Genomic DNA, 22,206 nt, shown 5'->3' with positions numbered 1-22,206 from the left:
CGGAATCAACAATGACTGTACAAACCTTTCGCGGCTCTCCAGCCCTCTCTGAATTTCGTCTTAACCAATTCCAAACCAAATTCCAACAAAATGCGCTACCGGTAAAATCGGTCTATGCGGAATATGTGCATTTTGTCGATTTAAATGCTGAACTTAGCGCAGCACAAACTGCTGAAATTAAAGAGCTTTTACATTACGGTCCAACACTCACCGAACACGAGCCGACCGGTTTTTGCTTAATTGTGACCCCTCGTATCGGTACCATCTCTTCATGGTCTTCAAAAGCGACCGATATTGCGCACAACTGCGGCTTACAAGCAGTAAATCGTATTGAACGTGGTTTAGCTTACTATTTTGAATTCAGCGCGGAGCCGACGGCGGCACAAATCGAAACCTTAAAAGGTTTATTACACGACCGTATGTTAGAAACGGTGTTAGATAACGAAGCACAAGCGGCAAATTTATTTGCTCAACAGGAGCCGAAGCCATTTACCACCGTAGATATTTTAAACGGCGGTCGTAAAGCGTTAGAAGAAGCGAATGTGAACTTAGGTTTAGCGTTAGCGGATGATGAAATTGATTATTTAGTCGAAAATTTCACCGTTTTAAATCGTAACCCGAACGACATCGAACTTTATATGTTCGCACAGGCGAACTCGGAACACTGTCGCCACAAAATCTTTAATGCGGATTGGACGATTGACGGTCAAAAACAAGAAAAATCATTATTCAAAATGATTAAAAACACCTTCGAGAAAACGCCTGATTACGTGCTTTCAGCTTATAAAGATAATGCGGCGGTAATGGAAGGTTCGAAGGTCGGTCGTTGGTTCCCGGATCAAGACGGTCAATATCGTGCGCATCAAGAAGATGCACATATCTTAATGAAAGTGGAAACCCATAACCACCCGACTGCGATCTCGCCGTTCCCAGGGGCAGCGACCGGTTCAGGCGGTGAAATTCGCGACGAAGGTGCAACCGGTCGCGGTGCAAAACCAAAAGCAGGTTTAACCGGCTTCTCGGTTTCTAACCTTGTGATTCCAAACTTTGAACAGCCGTGGGAAAACCCGCTTTCAAAACCGAATCGTATCGCTTCGGCACTCGATATTATGATCGAAGGTCCATTAGGCGGTGCGGCATTTAATAACGAATTCGGTCGTCCGGCGTTATTAGGTTATTTCCGTACTTATGAAGAAAAAGTAAACAGCTTTGCCGGTGAAGAAGTACGTGGTTACCATAAACCGATTATGCTCGCAGGCGGTATCGGTAATATCCGTGCTGAACACGTGCAAAAAGGTGAAATTCCGGTTGGGGCGAAATTAATCGTACTTGGTGGCCCGGCAATGAACATCGGTTTAGGCGGCGGTGCGGCTTCGTCTATGGCTTCCGGTAAATCGAAAGAAGATCTAGATTTTGCCTCTGTTCAACGTGAAAACCCGGAAATGGAACGCCGTTGCCAAGAAGTGATCGACCGTTGCTGGCAGTTAGGCGAAGATAACCCGATTCTATTTATCCACGACGTAGGTGCGGGCGGTTTATCTAACGCAATGCCGGAATTAGTTCATGATGGCGAGCGTGGCGGTAAATTCGATTTACGTAAAATTTTATGTGACGAAAAAGGTATGTCACCGCTTGAGATTTGGTGTAACGAATCGCAAGAACGTTATGTATTAGCGGTTGCACCGGAAAAATTAGCGTTATTTACCGAATTATGTGAGCGTGAACGTGCGCCGTTTGCCGTGATCGGTGAAGCGACCGAAGAGAAACATTTAACTCTTAAAGACGATCATTTCGACAATAACCCGATTGATTTACCGATGAACGTGTTACTCGGCAAAACGCCGAAAATGCACCGTGACGTTTCGTCAAAAACCGTTGAAAATCAACCGCTTGATAGCCAACAAATCCAATTAAAAGAAGCGCTACATCGTGTGTTACGTTTACCGGTTGTCGCAGAAAAAACCTTCTTGATCACCATTGGTGACCGTTCGGTAACCGGTATGGTGGCACGTGATCAGATGGTTGGCCCGTGGCAAATTCCGGTAGCGGACTGTGCGGTAACTACGGCAAGTTTAGACAGCTACCACGGTGAAGCAATGTCAATGGGCGAACGTGCGCCGGTTGCTTTATTAGATTTCGGTGCGTCTGCACGTTTAGCGGTGGCGGAATCGATCACCAATATCGCAGCGACCAATATCGGTGAACTAAAACGTATTAAACTTTCGGCAAACTGGATGTCGGCGGCGGGTCACGAAGGTGAAGATGCCGGTCTTTATGAAGCAGTAAAAGCGGTCGGTGAAGAGCTTTGCCCGGCGTTAGGTATTACGATTCCGGTAGGTAAAGACTCAATGTCAATGCGCACTACGTGGATCGAGGACGGTGAGCAAAAATCGGTAACTGCACCACTTTCATTAGTGATTTCGGCATTCGCTCGTGTGGAAGATGTGCGTAAAACCGTTACCCCGCAATTACGTACCGATAAAGGCTTATCAAGCTTATTATTAATTGACTTAGGTGAAGGTAAAAACCGTTTAGGTGCAACCGCATTAGCGCAAGTTTACAAACAACTCGGCGATAAGCCGGCGGACGTTGTGAATGTAGAAAGCCTCAAAAATTTCTTTAATGCAATGCAAACCTTGGTGGCGGAAGACAAATTACTTGCTTACCACGACCGTTCGGACGGTGGTTTAATTACTACCCTTGCGGAAATGGCGTTTGCCGGCAACTGCGGCGTAGAAATTGATATTTCAGCGTTAGGCGATGACGATTTAGCAGTATTATTCAACGAAGAACTTGGTGCCGTTATTCAAGTAAAAGATGCGGATTTAGCGCGTGTGCGTGAAGTATTAAATGCACATAACTTACTGGGCTTAACCAAAGATTTAGGTACGGTACACGAAGACGATCGCTTTGTGATTAGCCGTGGCAGCTTCAAACTTCTTAACGAAAAACGTTCAGAATTACGTGGAATTTGGGCGGAATTAACTCACCAAATGCAACGTTTACGTGATAATCCGGAATGTGCGGATCAAGAATTTGAAATCAAAAAAGACCCGAACAACAAAGGTTTATCAACTTTCTTAACCTATGATGTAAACGAAGATATTACCGCTCCGTTTATCAACAAAGGCGTGAAGCCGACTATCGCTATCTTGCGTGAACAAGGCGTAAACAGCCATTACGAAATGGCGGCGGCATTCGACCGTGCCGGCTTTAATGCGATTGACGTACATATATCAGACTTAATGGCGGGTAGAAGAAATCTTAAAGATTTCAATGCGTTAGTTGCGTGTGGTGGCTTCTCTTATGGTGACGTACTCGGTGCCGGCGGCGGTTGGGCGAAATCAATTTTATTCAACCCAATGTTGCGTGAACAGTTCAGCCAATTCTTTGCGAATCCGAATACGCTTGCATTAGGTGTATGTAACGGTTGCCAGATGGTTTCGAACCTTGCGGAAATTATCCCGGGTACAGAAAACTGGCCACGTTTCGTACGTAACAAATCGGAACGCTTCGAAGCACGTGTTGGTTTAGTTAAAATCAACGAAACCAACAGCCATTGGTTCCAAGGTATGGAGGGTTCACATATGCCGATTGCCGTTTCACACGGTGAAGGTCAAGTGGAGTTCAAATCGGCACAACAACTTGCCGGCTTAACCGAACAGAAACTTGTCATCGCACAATATATCGATAACAACTTACAACCGACCGAAATTTACCCAGCTAACCCGAACGGCTCGGTAAACGGCATTACCGCAATCTCAAACTCAGACGGACGTGTCGCAATTATGATGCCACACCCAGAACGTGTTTACCGCGCAGTCAGCAACTCATGGCATCCTGAAGATTGGACAGAAGACGGGGCGTGGATGAGATTGTTTAGAAATGCGAGGGTTGCGTTGAAGTAATAATTATTTAGAAGGGTAATAGTTTCTACTATTATCCTTTTTTATAGGAGTTTTATATGCCAATTAGATTCCAAAATTTACCATTGTTATTAAATAGCATGAATCAGTTAGGCTGGGTTATTGATGCCTTTAGATTTGGATATAATAATGTACAGACTATCGTAATTCTGCGGTTATATGCTGATAATGAACATAAACCTAATATATATGCTCAAGCTAAATTAGAGTTTATTGATGTGAATGATGTGAATCATAGTATTGAAGCATATTGTGATTTTTATGAAGTACACTTTCATAATACGCATCAATTCTGTCACTTTTTCAATATACAACCAGAAAATGGAGGTCATTGGAGAGATATATTTGTTCAGTTTGCAGAGCTATTTTCAGATGTTATTCCGCAAGAAAAAATAATACAAAGAAATAATGTGTTAGAAAACCAATTAATGGTTCGTAGACTTGAGCCAAATAATCCTAATGCTATTTATTGTTATGATGTACGACGAAATGGGCATAGGGAAAATGGTTTACTTAATGTTAGAAGTCTTGAGAATAGCAATAAGGCGGAATTATTACGTCCTATTTTATATGCTCATTTTAGAGCGGATACTAATCTAAGTTTTTTCTTTAGTGAAGATCCGAATGATGAAATGAATGATATGGAAATTATAGAGCGTTTTGCAAATCGAAATAGATAGTTTTATAAACAACAAGCGGTTGGAACTGCAAAAAATCTTGCAAACTCAACCGCTTGTTGTTTTTACTCCAGCCCAAACTGAGCATATAACCACGTACGAGCCGTACGTGGTTAGGAGGCTCTTCGAGCCTGTTGAGCCACGCTGTGGCTCATTTTTATCTCAAAGCCTTATCCCAAAAGCTATCTAATTCCCAATTTTGTGGAATACCCATATATTCTTTCTGAATGTCAGGATAACTATCTAACAATTCCTTCAAGCGTTTTGCCCATGTTGAATTTGGGCTGATGGTATAAAGTAGCACTTGAATTGCGACTAAAATCGGGTAAAGGCGTTTTTCTGCGTTGATATGTTGGTTATTCAACTTGATTTCCGATGAAAGCCATAGTCTGTTTTGGCTGATTGGGGTTTTAATTACTCGTCCAAATTCTCTATTCCATAAGCGGCTGTGATGAGCGCAGATATTGCGAACGTCATTTAAAACTTTTAACCAAGATTCTAAAATAGGCGCTTGTACGCCTAAATTTTTGGCAATCGGTTTTTGATGTTTTTCTGATAGCCCTGCATATAAATGACTAAGTTCGCCCCAAGTTAGCATTTCAATCATCATCCACGAGGGTAACAATTTCGGTGTGCTGTACTGAGTGAGATAGTGGCGTAAGAAATTTTCTTTACGAACATTATTTAACAGGCGATCTCTTTCTTTCTCATCGATATTATTATTTTTGTAGCGTTTCTGAATATGTTTTTCATCACGTTCTAAACGTTGCTGTTCTTCAGCCAGTTGTTTTTCAATCTGAGCGAGTAAGCGATAAATATTGAAATCCTTTTTGAAATAGCTTTCTTGCATATACCAAAAAGGATTTTGAGCTTGTGTTCCCATTACATTGCTGATTTGTGTACGGACAGAGACTTCAATACGTTCAATCGCATCTAATACAAGCAAACGTAATTCACGGTCGAAGATGTATAAATTAAGAATATCGTCAAATGTTGTATTGGGCTTGAAGTGATGATTCGGATTGTTGAATTGTTGAAAAGGAATGGTATAAGCGGAAAAACGATAATAGCTAATATGTTCCAAATAACGTTCCGCGCGAGCCTCATCGGATATAACTAAGCCTCTTGCTTTCCATTGTTGTACAAGCTCTTGATTGGATTTTGTAGGTTTATTAAATTGCCCCATTTTCTATCTTCCGTGTAAAAAAAAACCTGCAAATTTGTGCGTAACTAAGAAAACTCAGTCATAGGCATAGCAGGTATGTTGAGTGAAGTATATCAAAATGATATTTTTGTCGCAAACAAGCGGTCAAATTTCCCTAAAAATTTACAACATATCAGCGGAATTTTACCGCTTGTTTATCCTCATTATCACGCAAATGTTTGTTTAAACATTTACAATTTTTCCCATATCTATGAGAATGACGATTAAATTACAGCTATAGCCTTACCACACACGAGAAATCTTATGTCCACATCAAATACCTCATATCAATACTCAACCGACTGGTTCTCTCATAATATTCAGAATCTTGCTAAGATTTTTCAAGACTTAAAGCCCATTCGTATTTTAGAAGTCGGTTCTTTTGAGGGGAGTTCAACTTCATTCTTTATCGAAGAAGCGCTTAAATACCAACCTTCTGTTGAAATTTTCTGTCTTGATACATGGCAAGAGGGACTGGAACACGCCGAGTTAAATATGATGAGTGTAGAAGAACGATTCAATCATAATATTGCTCTCACTGCAGAACGTTTTCCGCAAAGTAAGATTGTGAAATATAAAGCTGGTTCTCATGAAGGAATCATTGCTTTTGACGATTACTGTTGGTCACCGGATCCTATTACGCAACAACATCACTACACCCTTGTTAAACCTGTCGTAGATCATTATGTAAACACTTATCAGCGCAAAGTACATGTTATGCAAGGCTTACCGTTATATCAGCTTTATGTAATGAAATTAGCCGACTAATTCGTACCTTTTAGGCTCACCGCCGCCATAAAACAGGCTTGTTTACACTCTCCGCAACCGTTGCAGAGGTCGTGATTAATAGTGAGTTCAGGTGAAATCGCTTGTTGAGGGCAACTTTGGATACAACTATCGCAAGGTTGCCCTTTTGTGTGTAAACAAGCGGTTGAGAATTGGGGACGGAGTTCAGTATCTTTTTTAAAAGAAAGATGTAGGGCTTGGGTCGGACAGTTTTCAGCACATTTACCGCAAAGGGTACAAGCGGAAAAAGTTAAATCTAATACCGCTTGTTGTCGGCGAATATCAATAACCCCCATTGGGCAAGCCGTGGCACATTTACCACATCCGTCACAGGCAGCACTAAACAGATGTTCCGGTGCGGCAAAAGGCGGGCGATTTTCAATTCGTAGCTGGCTCCGATTAGGTTGAGCATGGCGAAAAAAACCGGTAAATAACTCCCGACGAGAAAAAACTCTCGGCGTAAGTTCAAGCGGTGGTAATTTGTTTTTGCCTAACATAGCTTAACGATAAAAAGAAACTTGGGGGACAATAATTGCCAGTTTTTGTTGCCAATCTTTTAAAGTGTGTTGAGCAAGTAATGCAAGTCCTTGATAGAACGGAAAATTCGTTTGTTGGGCGACTAAGTCGAAATAATGTTCCGCCCAAATAAGCAGATGTTTACTCAAATATTCCGGTAATAATTCAGGTTTACTTTCCGCAAGATAAGCGGCAAGTAATAACATTAAGCCGATATGATCTTCCGGCTCGGTTTCGTTCTGAGTTAATGCAATTTGATGTTTACGCAAAAAAGCACGTAAATCCAATAACGAATTACCGAAAATAACTGATTCCGGGTCAAGATAAACCGAACTCCACGGCGGTGCGATAAGTTGCTCCGGACCGATAAACAGACGTTGATATTGTTCAGATAAAACTTGAGCTAAACCTTGGACAATTAACTGCTTAATTTGGGATTCATTGGCTAACTCCCCCCATTCATTTGCCCAATTTTCTTGTTGGAAAAAATGCAAAGCCGACTGTACATTTTCATCGCTCGGTTCATAGTAGAATAACGAGCCTAATAATCTTCCGCTGATAGAAATCCATTGTTGTAATTCGTTTTGCATTTTATTTTCCTTATTTATCGCATAACGGTGGGTTTCTCCACCATTATTTTTCATTTATACCGCCATTCCTGAGGTCATATGTAAACCGTAGAATAATACTCGACCAATCATTTCAGCCGCTAATGTGATAAGTACAGCGAGAGAAAGTAACGGCAATGTTCTACCTTTTACAATCAATGCTGCCGCCACCGCTAATAAACAGAGGCGTAACACTTGCATAATCGCAAAATCCGGTACTAAATTAACCGCTTGTTGTACCGAACTATGAATATGCGCTAATCCGAATGCTTGGTAAATAACGACCACCGCTACACAGAATACCGCTAGCACATATAACCAAGGGCTACATTTCACTTGATAATCCTGATGCGGATTTATGCTTAATACTGCCATCGCTAATGCACAGCCACCCAAGACAACAGTTAAATAGAATTGCCAAGAGGTTATTGCGTTATTCCAAGTCGGTACGGTCGGTAAATGATAAAGGTTATTCATCATATACATAAACACAACGCCTACTAATGCTGTCACTACTAACCACACTTTGCTTAACCCTTGCGGCATTTTGCCTAATACGGCTAATAGCCAATATCCACCGGCTAAGGCGAAGAATACCGCACCGCTCGCAATTTCATTACTCATCATAGAACTGCCGACGCGATTTAATGAATTGAACGCTCTGAGCGGCGAACCTAGGTGTGTTACGGAAGCGATAAAGCCGCACGCTAATAATAGCAATGCAACAAATAGTCCTTTGTGCAAATAACTTTGGCTTTTCGGACTAGAACCTTTGCACATCACAAAGGTAAAAATCAGCCAAAATCCGACCGCTGTTTGAGCTAACACCGTAAAGAAAACCAACGGTAATTCATGTAATCCTGCATTCATCTTACACCTCTCTTGGGTTAGCTAAAAACCCCGTTGTATCGCCACTTGGACGTGCGTGTTTATTGGCTTTAACCACTAAATTCGGTTTGGTTAAATCTGCTGACGGTAACGGTGCAATCGATGCTTGTTCACCATATTTCGCACGTAACTCTTTAATCGGTGCAAAATCTAACGCACGTAACGGGCAAGATTCGACACAAATCGGTTGTTGTCCGTCTTTCACGCGAGAATAACAACCGTCACATTTAGTCATATGCCCTTTGCTTACACTGTATTGCGGTGCATCGTAAGGACAAGCCATACTACAATAGCGACAGCCGATACAGGTATCTTCATTTACCATTACAAAACCGTCCGCATTTTTGTGCATCGCACCGGTCGGACACACTTTTACACACGCAGGGTCATCACAATGGTTACACGAAATCGACATATAGTAAGCAAAGACATCTTGATGCCAACAACCATCATTACCTTGCACCCAATTCCCGCCGGCATATTCATAAATACGGCGGAAATTCACATCGGTACCTAAATCTTTATAATCCTTGCACGCTAACTCGCAAGTTTTACAACCTGTGCAACGTTCAGAATCGAAATAAAAACCATATTGTTCCATAGTTCACCTCTATAATTTCTCAATTTGCACTAAGTTGGAATGTTGCGGATTGCCTTTTGCTAGTGGAGATGGGCGTTGGGTAGTAAGCACATTAATACAACCTGAATAATCCACACCATTTTTATCCGGTGCATACCAAGCCCCTTCGCTCAATGCTACAACACCCGGAATAATACGAGGTGTAACCTTAGCATTAATACGCACTTCCCCACGATCATTAAAGATACGAACCAATTCCCCGTTTTGAATTCCTCTCGTTTGTGCATCAATCGGATTAATCCAAATCTCTTGCAGATTTGCTTCTTTGAGTACATCTACATTACCGTAAGTTGAGTGAGTACGCGCTTTATAATGGAAACCGGAAAGTTGTAACGGATATTTTTGCATTAATGGGTCACCGTAATGCTCAAAGCTATCGGTATGAATTGGTAACGGATGAATCACTTCATCTTTTTCCAATTTCCAAGTACGTGCAATTTCCGCTAAACGAGATGAATAGATTTCAATTTTACCTGACGGTGTTTTTAATGGATTCGCTTCAGGGTTTTCTCTGAAATCTTTATAAGCGATAAAGAAACCTTTTGGATCGACTTTTTTGAAAATACCTTGTTGTCTAAATTCTTCAAACGTTGGAAGCTCAGGTAATTTTTGGCGAGATTGCTCATAAATATGGCGTAACCATTGTTCTTGGGTTCTGCCTTCCGTAAATTGTTCTTTTACACCTAATTTTTCAGCCAAATCACTTAACATATCGTAGATATTACGACACTCAAATGAAGGTTTAACCACTTGATCAGCAAAAATAACATAGTTCATATTGGCGACATAAGCATCTAAACAGAAATCCATCTGTTCTGAAGTCATACAATCCGGTAACAAAATATCACTATATTTCGCAGTTGAAGTCATATGGTTATCAATCGTAATAATCAACTCACATTTTGACTCATCTTGTAAAATTTCATGGGTGCGATTGATTTCTGCATGTTGGTTAATCAAGCAGTTACTTGCATAGTTCCAAATAACTTTAATCGGTGCAGAAAGTTTATCTACGCCTCGAATACCGTCTGTTGTCGCTGTCATTTCTGTGCCACGAAGAATCGCATCCGTCCATAAGAACATTGGGATACTTGCTTGCACCGGGTTGGTTAAAGTTGGCATTCTTACAAACGGTATTCCATAAGCACTTTCTCTTGCTCCGGTATTACCGCCACTAATCCCTACATTGCCGGTTAAAATCGGTAACATCGCAATCGCACGAGAAATTAACTCGCCATTACTACGGCGTTGTGGTCCCCAGCCTTGTGAAATATAAGCAGGTTTTGTTTGACCAATTTCACGGGCTAATTTGATAATACGCTCAACAGGAATACCGGTAATTTTAGAAGCCCATTCAGGTGTTTTAGCAATGCCATCATCGCCTTGACCTAAAATATAGGCTTTATAATGACCATTTTTAGGTGCATCAGCAGGTAATGTTTTTTCATCATAGCCAACACAATATTTATCTAAAAACGCCTGATCGACCATATTTTCGGTGATTAATACATAAGCAAGTGCAGATACTAACGCTGCATCAGTACCAGGGCGAATGGGAATCCATTCATCCTCTTTACCCACTCCTGTATCCGTATAACGTGGATCAATGATGATAACTTTGGCATTTGATTTTGCTTTAGCCTGCTCAAAACAATAGGTTAAACCACCGCCACTCATGCGAGTTTCCGCTGGATTATTACCGAATAGTACGATAAGTTTTGTGTTTTCAATATCAGCTAAGCCATTGCCTAATGCCCAGCCACCACCATAGGTGTAATCTAAACCTACTGCAATTTGAGCGGTACTATAGTCGCCATAATGATTTAAATAACCACCGATACAATTCATCAAACGTGCAACTAAAGTTGAACCCGGCGGCCAAGATTTTGTTACGGTTCCACCTAATGTGCCAGTACCATAGTTGAGATAAATGCTTTCATTGCCGTATTTTTCAATATTTTTACGTAATGATTGTGCAATTTCCGTTAATGCTTCATCCCAAGAAATACGTTTAAATTTACCCTCGCCACGCTTACCTACACGTTTCATCGGATATTTCAAACGATCAGGATTATAAACACGACGGCGCATTGAACGGCCACGTAAACAAGCTCTGACTTGATGATCGACATTGTAAGTATCCGTACCGGTATTATCCGTTTCCACATATAAAATTTGATTATCTTTTACATGCATTCTCAATGGACAACGGCTACCACAGTTCACTGTACAGGCACTCCAAACTACTTTTTCATCTTGTGCTTGTCCGGCAACATTATCTTTTGTTTCAGCTTTAGCAACAAAAGGGAGAGAGATACCGCCGGATGCCGCTAATGCAGTTACACTTGCTGATGTTCCTTTTAGGAATCCACGTCTTGTAATTGACATATTCACTCCAAACAAAATTAAACATAACTAAATAAGGGTATAATTTGATTCTATAGTTACTCTGTAAAGATGATAAGAAAATTTGTACGGAGATTGGGGAAAAGCTGATAAGGATCAACAACTTATGTTAATGATAATGATTTTTATAACAAGGTGAAATAATAAAAAAACAAGCGGTCGAATTCTTGCAAATTTCTGCAAAAAACCAACCGCTTGTTGATTCAATAAAATAGTTAAACTAATTCCGCTCGAGTTGGAATCGAACTTTGTGCACCCATACGAGTGACTGAAATCGAAGAGGCTTTGTGGGCAAACATGACCGCATCTCGCATTGATTTGCCTTCTAATAAAGCAATCGCCAATGCGCCGTTAAAGGTATCGCCGGCGGCGGTGGTGTCCACCGGTGTGACTTTAAAGCCGGCAATAATTTCGCCGTTGCCGTTTTCACTTAAAAACGCCCCTTTCGCCCCCAAAGTAATTAACACGGTTTGAATCCCTTTTTGATGGAACACATTCGCCGCTTGTTGAGCGGTTTGTTCATCGACCACTTGAACGCCTGTCAGTAAGGCGGTTTCGGTTTCATTTGGGGTAATCATATCGATATTCGCTAAAATTTCATCCGAGAGCGGTTGTGCCGGTGCCGGATTTAAAATCACTTGGGTGTGATGAGCTTTCGCAATTTTTAGCGCTTTTTCGACCGCTTGTAACGGCGTTTCTAGCTGAACCAGTAGGCAATCCGCACTTTCAATCGTGGCTTGATGTTGTGCCACCACGCTTTCATCTAAATTTGCATTCGCACCGGCGGAAATCACAATGCTGTTTTCGCCCGAATCTGCCACTTGAATCATCGCAATGCCGGTCATTTGATCAGCCACTTCAACAATGTGTTCGGGATTAATGCCGTCTTGCACAAATGCTTGTTTCATTGCTCGCCCAATATCATCAGCGCCGATACAAGCGATAAAATCCACATCAACTAATGATGTATCTCGTACACGAGCCGCAGCTACCGCTTGGTTCGCACCTTTGCCACCATACGCAATGTGATAATGACCGCCTTTCAGCGTTTCGCCCGCTTTTGGGAAATAAGGGACTCGAATAACGTGATCCGCATTTACGCTACCCAACACACAAAGTTTTTTCATAACAACCTCAAACCGATCTTAAACAAACCTAGCGATGCCGGAACCGTCAAAATAACGGTTCCGGAGCCAAAATTACTGACTAATCACTTTTAACGGCACTGGGATTTTCGCTTCGACTTTTTCGCCTTTAAGCAATTTATCCGCAGTTTCCACACCTAACTCACCGATTTTATCCGGTTGTTGTGCGATAGTTGCCGCCAGTTTTCCGCCTTTTACCGCTTTCACTGCATCATCCGTACCATCAAAGCCGACAACGATAATATCTTTACCTGCCACTTTAATCGCACGTAATGCGCCTAATGCCATTTCATCATTTTGTGCAAATACCGCTTTTGCTGCACCGTGGCTTGCCAGTAAGTTTTCGGTTACGTTTAAGCCTTTAGTACGGTCAAAATCCGCCGGTTGGCTGGCCAATACTTCAAATTGGTTTGCCGCTACCGCTTGTTTAAAGCCTTCGCCGCGTTCACGTGCCGCTGATGTGCCGGCAATGCCCTCTAATTGGATAACTTTGGCATTTTTACCGACTTTCTCTGCGATAAAATCGCCCGCCATTTTACCGCCGGCAACATTATCCGAAGCGATGTGGCTCACCACTTCGCCTTTATTCGCACCACGGTCTAAAGTAATGACCGGAATATTTTTCTTATTCGCAATCGCCACCGCATTGCCGACCGCTTCCGAATCTGTCGGGTTAATCAGTAACACTTTCGCACCACGCACCGTGAGATCTTCCACGTTCGCTAATTCTTTTGCCGGGTCATTTTGGGAATCTAACACCACTAATTTGTAACCGAGGTCTTTGGCTTTTTTCTCCGCACCTTCTTTTAAGGTAACGAAGAAAGGGTTATCCAGCGTAGAAACCGCTAATGCCAATGTGTCTTGCGCCATTGCTTTTGCACCGAATGCTAAACTTAAAGCAAGTGCTAAAGAAGTTAATTTTTTCATAGGAATCTCCTTTTGAGAGTAGGTTACGCTTTTTTACGGCCAAGGAAGTTATCCAAAATAACCGCTGCTAAAATTACTAACGCTTTTGCGACAAGCTGATAGTAAGAGTCAATATCTAATAAATTCAACGCATTGCTGAGGAAGCCGATAATTAACGCACCGATTAGTGTGCCGATAATACGACCTTTACCGCCCATTAAACTGGTTCCGCCAACCACAACCGCCGCAATCGCATCAAGCTCATAACCTGTGCCTGCTGTTGGCTGTGCCGAACCTAAACGAGAGGTGACAATTAAACCTGCAAGTGCCGCTAACACGCCACTGACCGCAAACACAAACAGTTTGATTTTATTCACGTTGATACCGGAAAGTGCGGTTGCCGATTCGTTACCGCCAAGCGCATAAATATAACGACCGATACGAGTTTGAGTCAGAATAAACCAACCGATAGCAAATAAGATAAACATTAACCAAACCGGCACCGGCACACCGAATAATTCGCCGGTACCAATCTCAGCAAAGTAATCGGCATTGTCGGAAAAACCGGTAGAAATCGGGCGACCTTCCATATAAATCATCGTCACGCCACGCAATAACAACATAGTGATTAACGTTGCCATAAAGGCTTGTACTTTACCGAAGGCGACTAATGCACCGTTTAACAAGCCGATTGCCGCACCGAATAACAATACCGCCGGTACCACTAAATAAATCGAGAGATCTAAACCGATTAAAGTTGCCGCTACCGCTCCGGTGAGTGCTAAGACCGAACCGACCGAAAGGTCGATGCCAGCAATTAAAATCACAAACGTCATACCGATAGCAATAATCGCATTCACTGACGTTTGGCGGAGGATATTCAGTAAGTTATCGACACTAAAAAAATTCGGGTTTAAAAATGACACCACCGCAATTAATGCGAGTAATGCAATGATCGAACGTTGTTCTATCAGGAATTTTTTTAGATTAAATGCTTTGTTCATATTGATTCCTTTTGCAAAATTCTTGCTAAATTTGACCGCTTGTAAAAGCGTCTAACTTATTTGCCGATTGCGGCGGATAATAATTTTTCTTGGGTTGCTTCCGTGCGAGAAAACTCGCCACGAATGGCGCCTTCTCGCATTACAATAATGCGATCGGACATCCCTAATACTTCCGGCATATCACTTGAAACTAAAATAATGCTCAAACCTTCAGCCTTGAATTTATTAATCAGTTGATAGATTTCTTTTTTCGCCCCGACGTCCACACCTCGGGTCGGTTCATCTAAAATCAGCACGTTCGGACGGGTCATTAGGCCTTTGGCAATCGCCACTTTTTGCTGATTACCACCGGATAATTCGCCGATAATCTTATCCGGACTTGGGGTTTTGATATTAAACAGATCGATAAAATCCACCACGGTCATATTCTCTTTTTCGTGGTTGATGCGTCCCCAATTCGATAAATATTCCAAAGCGGTCAGCGACATATTTTCTTTGACCGACATACCTAAAATTAAGCCGTCACCTTTTCGGTCTTCCGAAATATAGACAATGCCGTTATTTAAGCCGTCTTGGCTGGAGCGGTTATCAATCGTTTTGCCGTCTAACACCACTTCGCCGGCGGTTTTCGGTAATGCACCGTACAACACTTTCATTAGTTCGGTACGTCCAGCACCCATTAAACCGGAAACGCCAAGAATCTCGCCTTTATGCAATTCAAACGAAACATTATTCACGCCGCTACCCGACAAATTTTTAACTGATAAACAAACCTCGCCGATCGGATTATCAATATGCGGATATTGATCTTCTAACTTACGCCCGACCATCATCTCAATTAAACGATCTTCGGTTAAATCCGCCACCGTACTTTCACCGATAAATTGACCGTCACGCAATACGGTTACATCATCACAAATTTGGAAGATCTCTTTTAAACGGTGAGAGATATAAACAATACCTCGCCCTTCTGCTTTGAGTTCTCGAATCACGCTGAATAACGCTTCAGTTTCGGTATCGGTTAGCGCATCGGTCGGTTCGTCCATTACAATCACTTGTGATTCAAAACTCAAAGCTTTAGCGATTTCCACCATTTGTAATTCGCCGATCGATAATTCGTTTGCCGCTTGGCGACTGGAATGTTTCACCCCGAGACGTGCCAACAAGCGGTCGGATTCTTCATACATTTTGCGCCAATCAATACCGCCCCAAGCATTGGTAAATTCACGCCCGAGGAAGATATTTTCCGCAATCGACAAGTTACCTAAAATATTTAGTTCTTGATGAATAATGCTTAAACCGGCTTCTTGCGAGGTTTTTGGATTGGCAAAGCTGACAGCTTTACCTAGGTATTCAATCGTACCGGCATCACGTTGATAAATACCGGTCAGAATTTTCATCAGGGTTGATTTACCCGCTCCGTTCTCGCCCATTAGCGCCATCACTCTGCCGGAATAAACGTTCAGACAGGCATTTTTTAACGCTTGTACGCCTGGAAAGGCTTTATCAATCCCATTGATTTTTAACAAGGTTTTCATATTTTCCTCGCTCTAGAACGGTACGCCTGAGTAAAGAATCACATTCGCATACGGCGAACATTCACCGGTACGCACCACCGCTTTCGCTTGATTACTGCGTTGTTTAAATTCACTATGTACCACATATTCAATTTCAATTTGACGACCTTGCGTTTGAGCAAGTTTATTGATCATTTCAAGCAACTGTTGTTCGATAGCTGGATTAGCTTGTTTAATTTCTTCCGCCAATAAAATACGTTCGACAAAGAGTTCAGTTAGCACTACTTCCAAGGTAGATAAAAAACTTGGTACACCTTTAGTCAGAGCTAAATCAACACATTGTTGTTCAGAAGGAATCGGTAAGCCGGCATCACAAATAGTTAAACCGTCCGTATGCCCAAGGCTGGCAATTACACCGGAAAGTTGTGCATTTAATACCGCTGTTTTTTTCATATTTCCTCCTTTTAGGTCGTTTTTTATTTTATCGAAACGTTTCGATGAATAAAAAATAGAAAAATTCACGTAAAAAAGCAAACGCTTCTTATCGGATTTGAGAGGTCTATCACAAATTTTTTAAAAAGAACGGCGAACGACAAGTTCGGGGGTAAGTTCGATTTTTTGATAAGCTTTATCCGGCTGATGAATACGGGCGATCAACTGTTCCACCGCATTTTTTGCCAAACGGGCTTTGGGTTGATGAATGGTGGAAAGTGGTGGGGCGAGATATTGCGATAATTCGATATTATCGTAACCGATCACCGCAATATCTTGCGGAATACGCAAACCGGCTTGCCAAGCGGCTTGATATACACCGATAGCGATACTGTCGCTCATCGCAAAGATTGCTTGAGGACGGGAATTCGCCGTAAGTAGCCTACTTGCACACTCTAGACCGGCTTGATAATCAAAGTGACCGTCAATAATCCATTCTGGACGAATTGGCAAATTTGCCTCTAAAATCGCCCGCTTGTAGCCTTGTAAACGGTTTAAAGTATGTGATTTTGATTGTTCGCCGGTAATTACCGCAATCTCTGTATAACCAGCATCAATTAACGCTTTTGTTGCAAGATAACCACCTAATTCTGAATTTTCATGCACTTTGTCCGCATTTAGCGTCTGTTGCCACCAGTCAATCACCACCATTGGCAACTGAATATTCGCCATCACACTTTCGTCTAAATCTTGCGGTTCGGAACACATCAACAATAAACCATCCACTTGTTTACGTAATAAACGGTCTAAATGTTGAGCTAAATTGTCGCTGTTTCCGTCAGTATTAACTAAAATTAAATGATAGTTATGGCGTTCACAATAACGTTCGACGTGACGTACTACTTCCGCAAAAAACGGGTTACTACTGGTGGTAACGAGCATACCGATTGTATTGGTTTCTTTTACTTTCAAGCTGCGCGCAACTAACGAAGGCGTATAATTCAGTTCCGCCACCACTTTTTCGATTCTCTGACGAATCTCGTCACTGACAAAACGTGAGTTATTGATCACGTGGGAAACGGTGGAAGTAGAAACGCCCGCAATACGAGCAATGTCTTTCATTGTTGCCATAAAATTGCCTTCATAGGTGTTTACAAAATAGGGTTTTGCAAAATTTTACTAAAATCTTACCGCTTGTTATTTTGCAAATAAAACATAAAATCATACTTTCCGTTAAAATAGCGACATACTTTACAAAAATTAACCCTATGAGCAAACATAAACGCCCGACTTTACAAGATATTGCCGAACATTTAGGCATTACCAAAATGACCATCAGTCGCTATTTACGCAATCCCTCCTCGGTTGCCGAAGAGACCGGTAAACGAATCGCCGTTGCGATTGAACAATTCGGTTATATTCCGAATCGTGCGCCGGATATTCTGTCCAATGCCAAAAGTAAAGCGATTGGCGTGTTGCTGCCGTCTTTAACCAATCAGGTATTTGCCGATGTGTTAAAAGGGATTGAAAGTGTAACTGATGCTACCGGTTATCAAACCATGCTCGCCCACTATGGTTATAGCGAACAAAAAGAAGAACAACGCATTGAATCGCTCCTCTCTTATCATGTGGACGGCTTAATTTTATCGGAAAATAACCATAGTGAACGCACGCTCAAAATGTTAAGCGTCGCGAAAATTCCGGTAATTGAAATAATGGATACCAGTGAAAAAGGACTGCAACAAGCGGTCGGTTTTGACAATATTTTTGCTGCTCAAGCCATGGTTGAAACCATGGTCAAACGAGGTTGTCGCCAAGTGGTCTATTTTTCGGCAAGAATGGATAAACGTACCCGTTTAAAAATGCGTGGTTACGAACTTGCGATGCAAAAGCATAAACTAACGCCTTACACTATTGCTACGGAAGAATCATCTTCTTTTACCTTGGGGGCAAGACAACTACATATTGCGCTGGAAAAATATCCGAATATCGACGGCATTTTTTGTACCAATGACGATTTGGCAATCGGCGCATTATTTGAATGCCAACGGTTAGGCATCAAAGTGCCGCAACAAATTGCAATTGCCGGTTTTCACGGACACGATGTCGGTCAATCCGTAACACCTCAATTAGCGAGTGTGATTACTCCTCGGTTTGAAATCGGCAAAGTGGCCGCACAACAATTATTAAGCCGTCTAAATGGTGATAATATTCAAGATGAAGTAATTAATCTCGGTTATAAAATTCATATCGGCGAAACGATTTAAACATAAAAAAAGCGGTTAAATTTTGCAAAAAATTTGCAGAAAATAACCGCTTGTTCTACTCAACATTCTTTTTATAGATAGGCTTTAATCGCCTGTACGCATAATTGCACCACGTCTTCAAAACTGCCGCTAATATCAATCGAAATGACATCCGGTTCGTCCGCTTGCGGAATTTCTAACGTATCAAACTGGCTTTTCAGCATTTCGGTTTTCATAAAATGACCTTGTCGTTTTTTCATTCGATCTAAAATAAGATCAAATGAACCGTGTAAATGAATAAACTTCACATTCCGATTACCTTGACGAATTTGGTCACGATATTTCTTTTTCAACGCCGAACAAACAATAATTCCTACTTCATTTTTTTGCTCTAAGCTAAAGGCAGCATCATTAATTCGTTCCAGCCACGGAAAACGGTCTTGATCATTTAGCGGTTGTCCTTGACTCATTTTGAGGATATTCGCTCTCGGATGCAGGTCATCGCCGTCAATCAATTTAATGCCTAAACGACGTGCTACTTCACTACCTATTGTAGTTTTACCGGTGCTTGATACACCCATTAAAATAAAACTTTGACCAGATTTCATTTGAGCTTCCTCCTATTTATTCGGCAACATAGCAGATTTTTCACTTAAATGTTACAGGTAACATTTAATTTTGTGATATAGATCTCATTTTTAAAATTAATTCTAACAATCTATTTACATCACAAACGTTTAATTTTATGTTACCAGTAACAATTTATACTTCTTATCGAGGTTTCTATGTTAATTTTCATTATGGTAGTGGCGATCATTGCGCTATTGGTATTGATTATAAAATTCAAAGTACATGCGTTTGTCGCATTACTGATCGTCAGTCTATTAACCGCATTGGCGGCAGGTATTCCGGTCGATAAAATTCTGCCGACCTTATTAACCGGCTTCGGAAACACGCTTGCTTCCGTGGCTTTATTAGTCGGCTTAGGTGCAATGATTGGGCGTTTATTAGAAATTACCGGCGGGGCAAAAGTATTAGCCGATACGCTGATTAATAAATTCGGCGAACAAAAAGCTCCGTTTGCCTTAGGTGTGGCGGCATTACTCTTCGGCTTCCCGATTTTCTTCGATGCCGGTTTAGTAGTGATGTTACCGATTGTCTTTAGCGTAGCAAAACAATTCGGCGGTTCGGTATTACGTTATGCATTTCCGGTCGCCGGTGCGTTTGCGGTAATGCACGCATTTCTACCGCCGCATCCGGGCCCGGTCGCTTCCGGTGATTTACTGGGTGTGAATATGGGGTTAATGGTGATTGTCGGTTTAATCTGTGCGATTCCGACTTGGTATATCGGTACTTACCTCTTCAGTATGTTTATCAGTAAGCGTGTTCACGTAGAGTTACCAAAAGCGTTTTTAAATGCGGCGGCAATCAGCGAAACTTCGGTACAAGCACCTCCGTCATTCGGTCGAGTATTATTTATTTTAGTATTACCGATCTTCTTAATTTTATTTGATACCGGTTTAAATACCTTAAGTGTGGCGAAAGTGATTGACGGCTCCGAACTTTGGGTGCAAAGCCTACGTTTAATCGGTAAAACACCGGTGGCGTTATTAATCACCTTATTACTGGCGATTATGTTATTACGTGGAGAACGCAGCTACGAACAAATCGAAAGTTTATGTAACAATGCGTTAGGCCCGATTTGCTCGATTATTTTAGTAACCGGTGCGGGCGGTATGTTCGGCGGCGTATTACGTGCCAGCGGGATCGGCGATGTATTATCTTCCATGCTTTCGGATACCGGTATGCCGATTATCGTAGCGGCGTTTATCATTGCGGTGGCGATGCGTGTCGCACAAGGTTCGGCAACAGTAGCATTAACTACCGCAGCGGCATTAATTGCGCCGAGTGTTGCGGCTTCAACCGATTTAAGTCAATTCGATCTTTGCTTTATCGTGATTGCAATTGCTTCCGGTGCGACGGTACTTTCTCACGTGAATGACTCCGGTTTCTGGCTAATGAGCCGTTTCTTAGAAATGGATACCAAAACCACCTTAAAAACGTGGACGGCATTAGAAACCTCAATCGGTGTTGTCGGATTTATCATTGCCTTAATCGGTAGTATTTTATTGTAAATAATTATTCAATTTTGCAGATAAAGCCTTTAGTAAAATTTTACTAAAGGCTTTTTTTATGATCTAGATCTATTAATCATGACATTAATTTATAAAACATTTGCAAACAGGCAATCGTTTGCATATTCTCATAATGAGTGCTAAAGCGTTTTAGCAAAAAACTATGGATATAGAAACCACAGAGGTGAAAAATGGTGCATTTGATCATCGCCGCTCACGGCAAATTAGCGCTTGAGTTGGTTAATTCCGCACAAATGGTATATGGAGAAACGGATAATGTTCATCCGGTTATCTTTGTGCCGGGAGAGGGTCAAGATACGTTAGTCGAAAAATATGAAGCGATTATCGCAACGCTTCAACCGGACGACAGCGTGTTGTTCTTGGTCGATTTATTTGGTGGTAGCCCGTACAATGCGGCAGCCAGAATTGTCGCAAAACGTCCTCAGGACGATATTGTGACGGGAACCAACCTACCGATGTTACTTGAAGTGATGGATGCTTCGGCGGATGCCAAAACCGCATCTGAACTTGCGGCAACCGCTAAAGAAGTCGGTAATTTAAGCGTAAGAACTTATCATAATCCTGAACCAGCCGTTCCCGTTTCACAACCAGAAACAACTTCCGAAGAATCTCCTTCTCTTCCTGCAAACTACGATCCAAATGGTCGTATGAACATTTCATTAATGCGTATCGACAGCCGCTTAATTCACGGCCAAGTGATGACCTCTTGGGCGAAAACGGTGAAATGCGAAGCGATTTTCGCAATCAGCGATGAAGTGGCAAATGATGATATTCGCCGCGAATTATTGCTCCAAATCGTACCTGAACATTTAAAAGGCTATGTGATTACGGTCGATAAAGCGATCAAAGTATGGCACAACCCGAAATATGCCGGCAAAAACATCATTTGGTTGGTGACTAATCCGTCCGATATCGTTCGCTTAATTGAAGGCGGAGTGAACATTAAAAATGTGAATGTCGGCGGTATGACTTTCCGTGAGGGCGACAAACTGATTTCTCAAGCGGTGGCGATTAACCAAACCGATCTTGCCGCATTCTACAAACTCCTCGAGTTAGGCGTAGATATGTCGTTACAACAAGTGGCGGCAAACAAAAAAGAACCGCTTGATAAAGCACGTCTTGATGCAATCAAATTCTAATTAAGGATTT

19 protein-coding genes are annotated in these 22,206 nt (G+C 41.8%); 6 read left to right on the top strand and 13 right to left on the bottom strand.

Annotated features, from left to right (window positions below; genetic code table 11):
• Positions 1–11 precede the first annotated feature (11 nt).
• Both purL and DY200_RS08735 read left to right on the top strand, forming a co-directional pair.
• The gene (purL, locus tag DY200_RS08740) at positions 12–3,908 is read left to right on the top strand and encodes a phosphoribosylformylglycinamidine synthase (RefSeq protein WP_115587710.1); all 3,897 of its coding nucleotides are present in this window, start codon (positions 12–14) and stop codon (positions 3,906–3,908) included.
• Positions 3,909–3,964: 56 nt separating this feature from the next.
• The gene (locus DY200_RS08735) at positions 3,965–4,606 is read left to right on the top strand and encodes a DUF6037 family protein (RefSeq protein WP_005599134.1); all 642 of its coding nucleotides are present in this window, start codon (positions 3,965–3,967) and stop codon (positions 4,604–4,606) included.
• Positions 4,607–4,760: 154 nt separating this feature from the next.
• Here DY200_RS08735 and DY200_RS08730 read toward each other — a convergent pair whose 3' ends face one another.
• Positions 4,761–5,789 (bottom strand): Abi family protein, encoded by a 1,029-nt coding sequence (locus DY200_RS08730; protein ID WP_115587709.1) that lies wholly within the window; start codon positions 5,787–5,789, stop codon positions 4,761–4,763.
• 282 nt (positions 5,790–6,071) lie between these two features.
• On the opposite strand from DY200_RS08730, the gene DY200_RS08725 reads away from it, so the two are divergent.
• On the top strand, positions 6,072–6,575 hold the full coding sequence (locus tag DY200_RS08725) for a class I SAM-dependent methyltransferase (RefSeq protein WP_115587708.1): 504 nt from the start codon (positions 6,072–6,074) through the stop codon (positions 6,573–6,575).
• Here DY200_RS08725 and napF read toward each other — a convergent pair.
• The 11 genes from napF to DY200_RS08670 all read right to left on the bottom strand — a co-directional run bounded on the left by napF (position 6,572) and on the right by DY200_RS08670 (position 17,786).
• Positions 6,572–7,090, bottom strand: coding sequence for a ferredoxin-type protein NapF (gene napF, locus DY200_RS08720; RefSeq protein ID WP_115587707.1), 519 nt, complete (start codon positions 7,088–7,090; stop codon positions 6,572–6,574). The two genes, DY200_RS08725 and napF, sit on opposite strands and share 4 nt — an antisense overlap.
• Positions 7,091–7,093: 3 nt before the next feature.
• Positions 7,094–7,699 carry a Tat proofreading chaperone DmsD gene (gene dmsD / locus DY200_RS08715; RefSeq protein WP_115587991.1) on the bottom strand — a complete coding sequence of 202 codons (606 nt, stop codon included), beginning with the start codon at positions 7,697–7,699 and terminating at the stop codon, positions 7,094–7,096.
• 54 nt (positions 7,700–7,753) lie between these two features.
• Positions 7,754–8,587, bottom strand: coding sequence for a DmsC/YnfH family molybdoenzyme membrane anchor subunit (locus tag DY200_RS08710; RefSeq protein ID WP_115587706.1), 834 nt, complete (start codon positions 8,585–8,587; stop codon positions 7,754–7,756).
• Between the two features lies 1 nt (position 8,588).
• Positions 8,589–9,206 (bottom strand): DMSO/selenate family reductase complex B subunit, encoded by a 618-nt coding sequence (locus DY200_RS08705; protein WP_115587705.1) that lies wholly within the window; start codon positions 9,204–9,206, stop codon positions 8,589–8,591.
• A 9-nt stretch (positions 9,207–9,215) separates the two neighbouring features.
• Positions 9,216–11,633: a DMSO/selenate family reductase complex A subunit gene (locus DY200_RS08700; protein WP_115587704.1), complete on the bottom strand. Its 2,418-nt coding sequence runs from the start codon at positions 11,631–11,633 to the stop codon at positions 9,216–9,218.
• 233 nt (positions 11,634–11,866) lie between these two features.
• Positions 11,867–12,778 (bottom strand): ribokinase, encoded by a 912-nt coding sequence (gene rbsK, locus DY200_RS08695; protein ID WP_115587703.1) that lies wholly within the window; start codon positions 12,776–12,778, stop codon positions 11,867–11,869.
• A 72-nt stretch (positions 12,779–12,850) separates the two neighbouring features.
• A complete protein-coding gene (gene rbsB / locus DY200_RS08690; RefSeq protein ID WP_115587702.1) occupies positions 12,851–13,723 on the bottom strand; it encodes a ribose ABC transporter substrate-binding protein RbsB in 873 nt (290 codons plus the stop codon).
• A 23-nt stretch (positions 13,724–13,746) separates the two neighbouring features.
• Positions 13,747–14,706, bottom strand: coding sequence for a ribose ABC transporter permease (rbsC, locus tag DY200_RS08685; RefSeq protein ID WP_018651472.1), 960 nt, complete (start codon positions 14,704–14,706; stop codon positions 13,747–13,749).
• A 56-nt stretch (positions 14,707–14,762) separates the two neighbouring features.
• On the bottom strand, positions 14,763–16,244 hold the full coding sequence (rbsA, locus tag DY200_RS08680) for a ribose ABC transporter ATP-binding protein RbsA (protein ID WP_115587701.1): 1,482 nt from the start codon (positions 16,242–16,244) through the stop codon (positions 14,763–14,765).
• A 12-nt stretch (positions 16,245–16,256) separates the two neighbouring features.
• Positions 16,257–16,676, bottom strand: coding sequence for a D-ribose pyranase (gene rbsD, locus DY200_RS08675; protein ID WP_115587700.1), 420 nt, complete (start codon positions 16,674–16,676; stop codon positions 16,257–16,259).
• Between the two features lie 120 nt (positions 16,677–16,796).
• Entirely contained in the window at positions 16,797–17,786 is a 990-nt protein-coding gene (locus DY200_RS08670; protein WP_115587699.1) for a substrate-binding domain-containing protein, read from the bottom strand.
• Positions 17,787–17,923: 137 nt separating this feature from the next.
• On the opposite strand from DY200_RS08670, the gene gntR reads away from it, so the two are divergent.
• Positions 17,924–18,922 (top strand): gluconate operon transcriptional repressor GntR, encoded by a 999-nt coding sequence (gntR, locus tag DY200_RS08665; protein ID WP_115587698.1) that lies wholly within the window; start codon positions 17,924–17,926, stop codon positions 18,920–18,922.
• A 71-nt stretch (positions 18,923–18,993) separates the two neighbouring features.
• Here the strand turns inward: gntR and DY200_RS08660 are convergent, their stop codons facing one another.
• Entirely contained in the window at positions 18,994–19,509 is a 516-nt protein-coding gene (locus tag DY200_RS08660; RefSeq protein ID WP_115587697.1) for a gluconokinase, read from the bottom strand.
• 177 nt (positions 19,510–19,686) lie between these two features.
• Between DY200_RS08660 and DY200_RS08655 the strand changes: the two genes are divergently transcribed.
• Both DY200_RS08655 and DY200_RS08650 read left to right on the top strand, forming a co-directional pair.
• A complete protein-coding gene (locus DY200_RS08655) occupies positions 19,687–21,036 on the top strand; it encodes a GntP family permease (RefSeq protein WP_005599098.1) in 1,350 nt (449 codons plus the stop codon).
• 191 nt (positions 21,037–21,227) lie between these two features.
• Positions 21,228–22,196, top strand: a complete 969-nt coding sequence (locus DY200_RS08650; protein ID WP_005605665.1) for a mannose/fructose/sorbose PTS transporter subunit IIA — start codon at positions 21,228–21,230, stop codon at positions 22,194–22,196.
• Positions 22,197–22,206: the final 10 nt, after the last annotated feature.

The sequence above is a fragment of the Actinobacillus lignieresii genome, from assembly GCF_900444945.1.
GTDB lineage: Bacteria > Pseudomonadota > Gammaproteobacteria > Enterobacterales > Pasteurellaceae > Actinobacillus > Actinobacillus lignieresii.
Note: the sequence above shows the minus strand (reverse complement) of the source record. Positions and strands in the feature narration are given on the sequence as shown.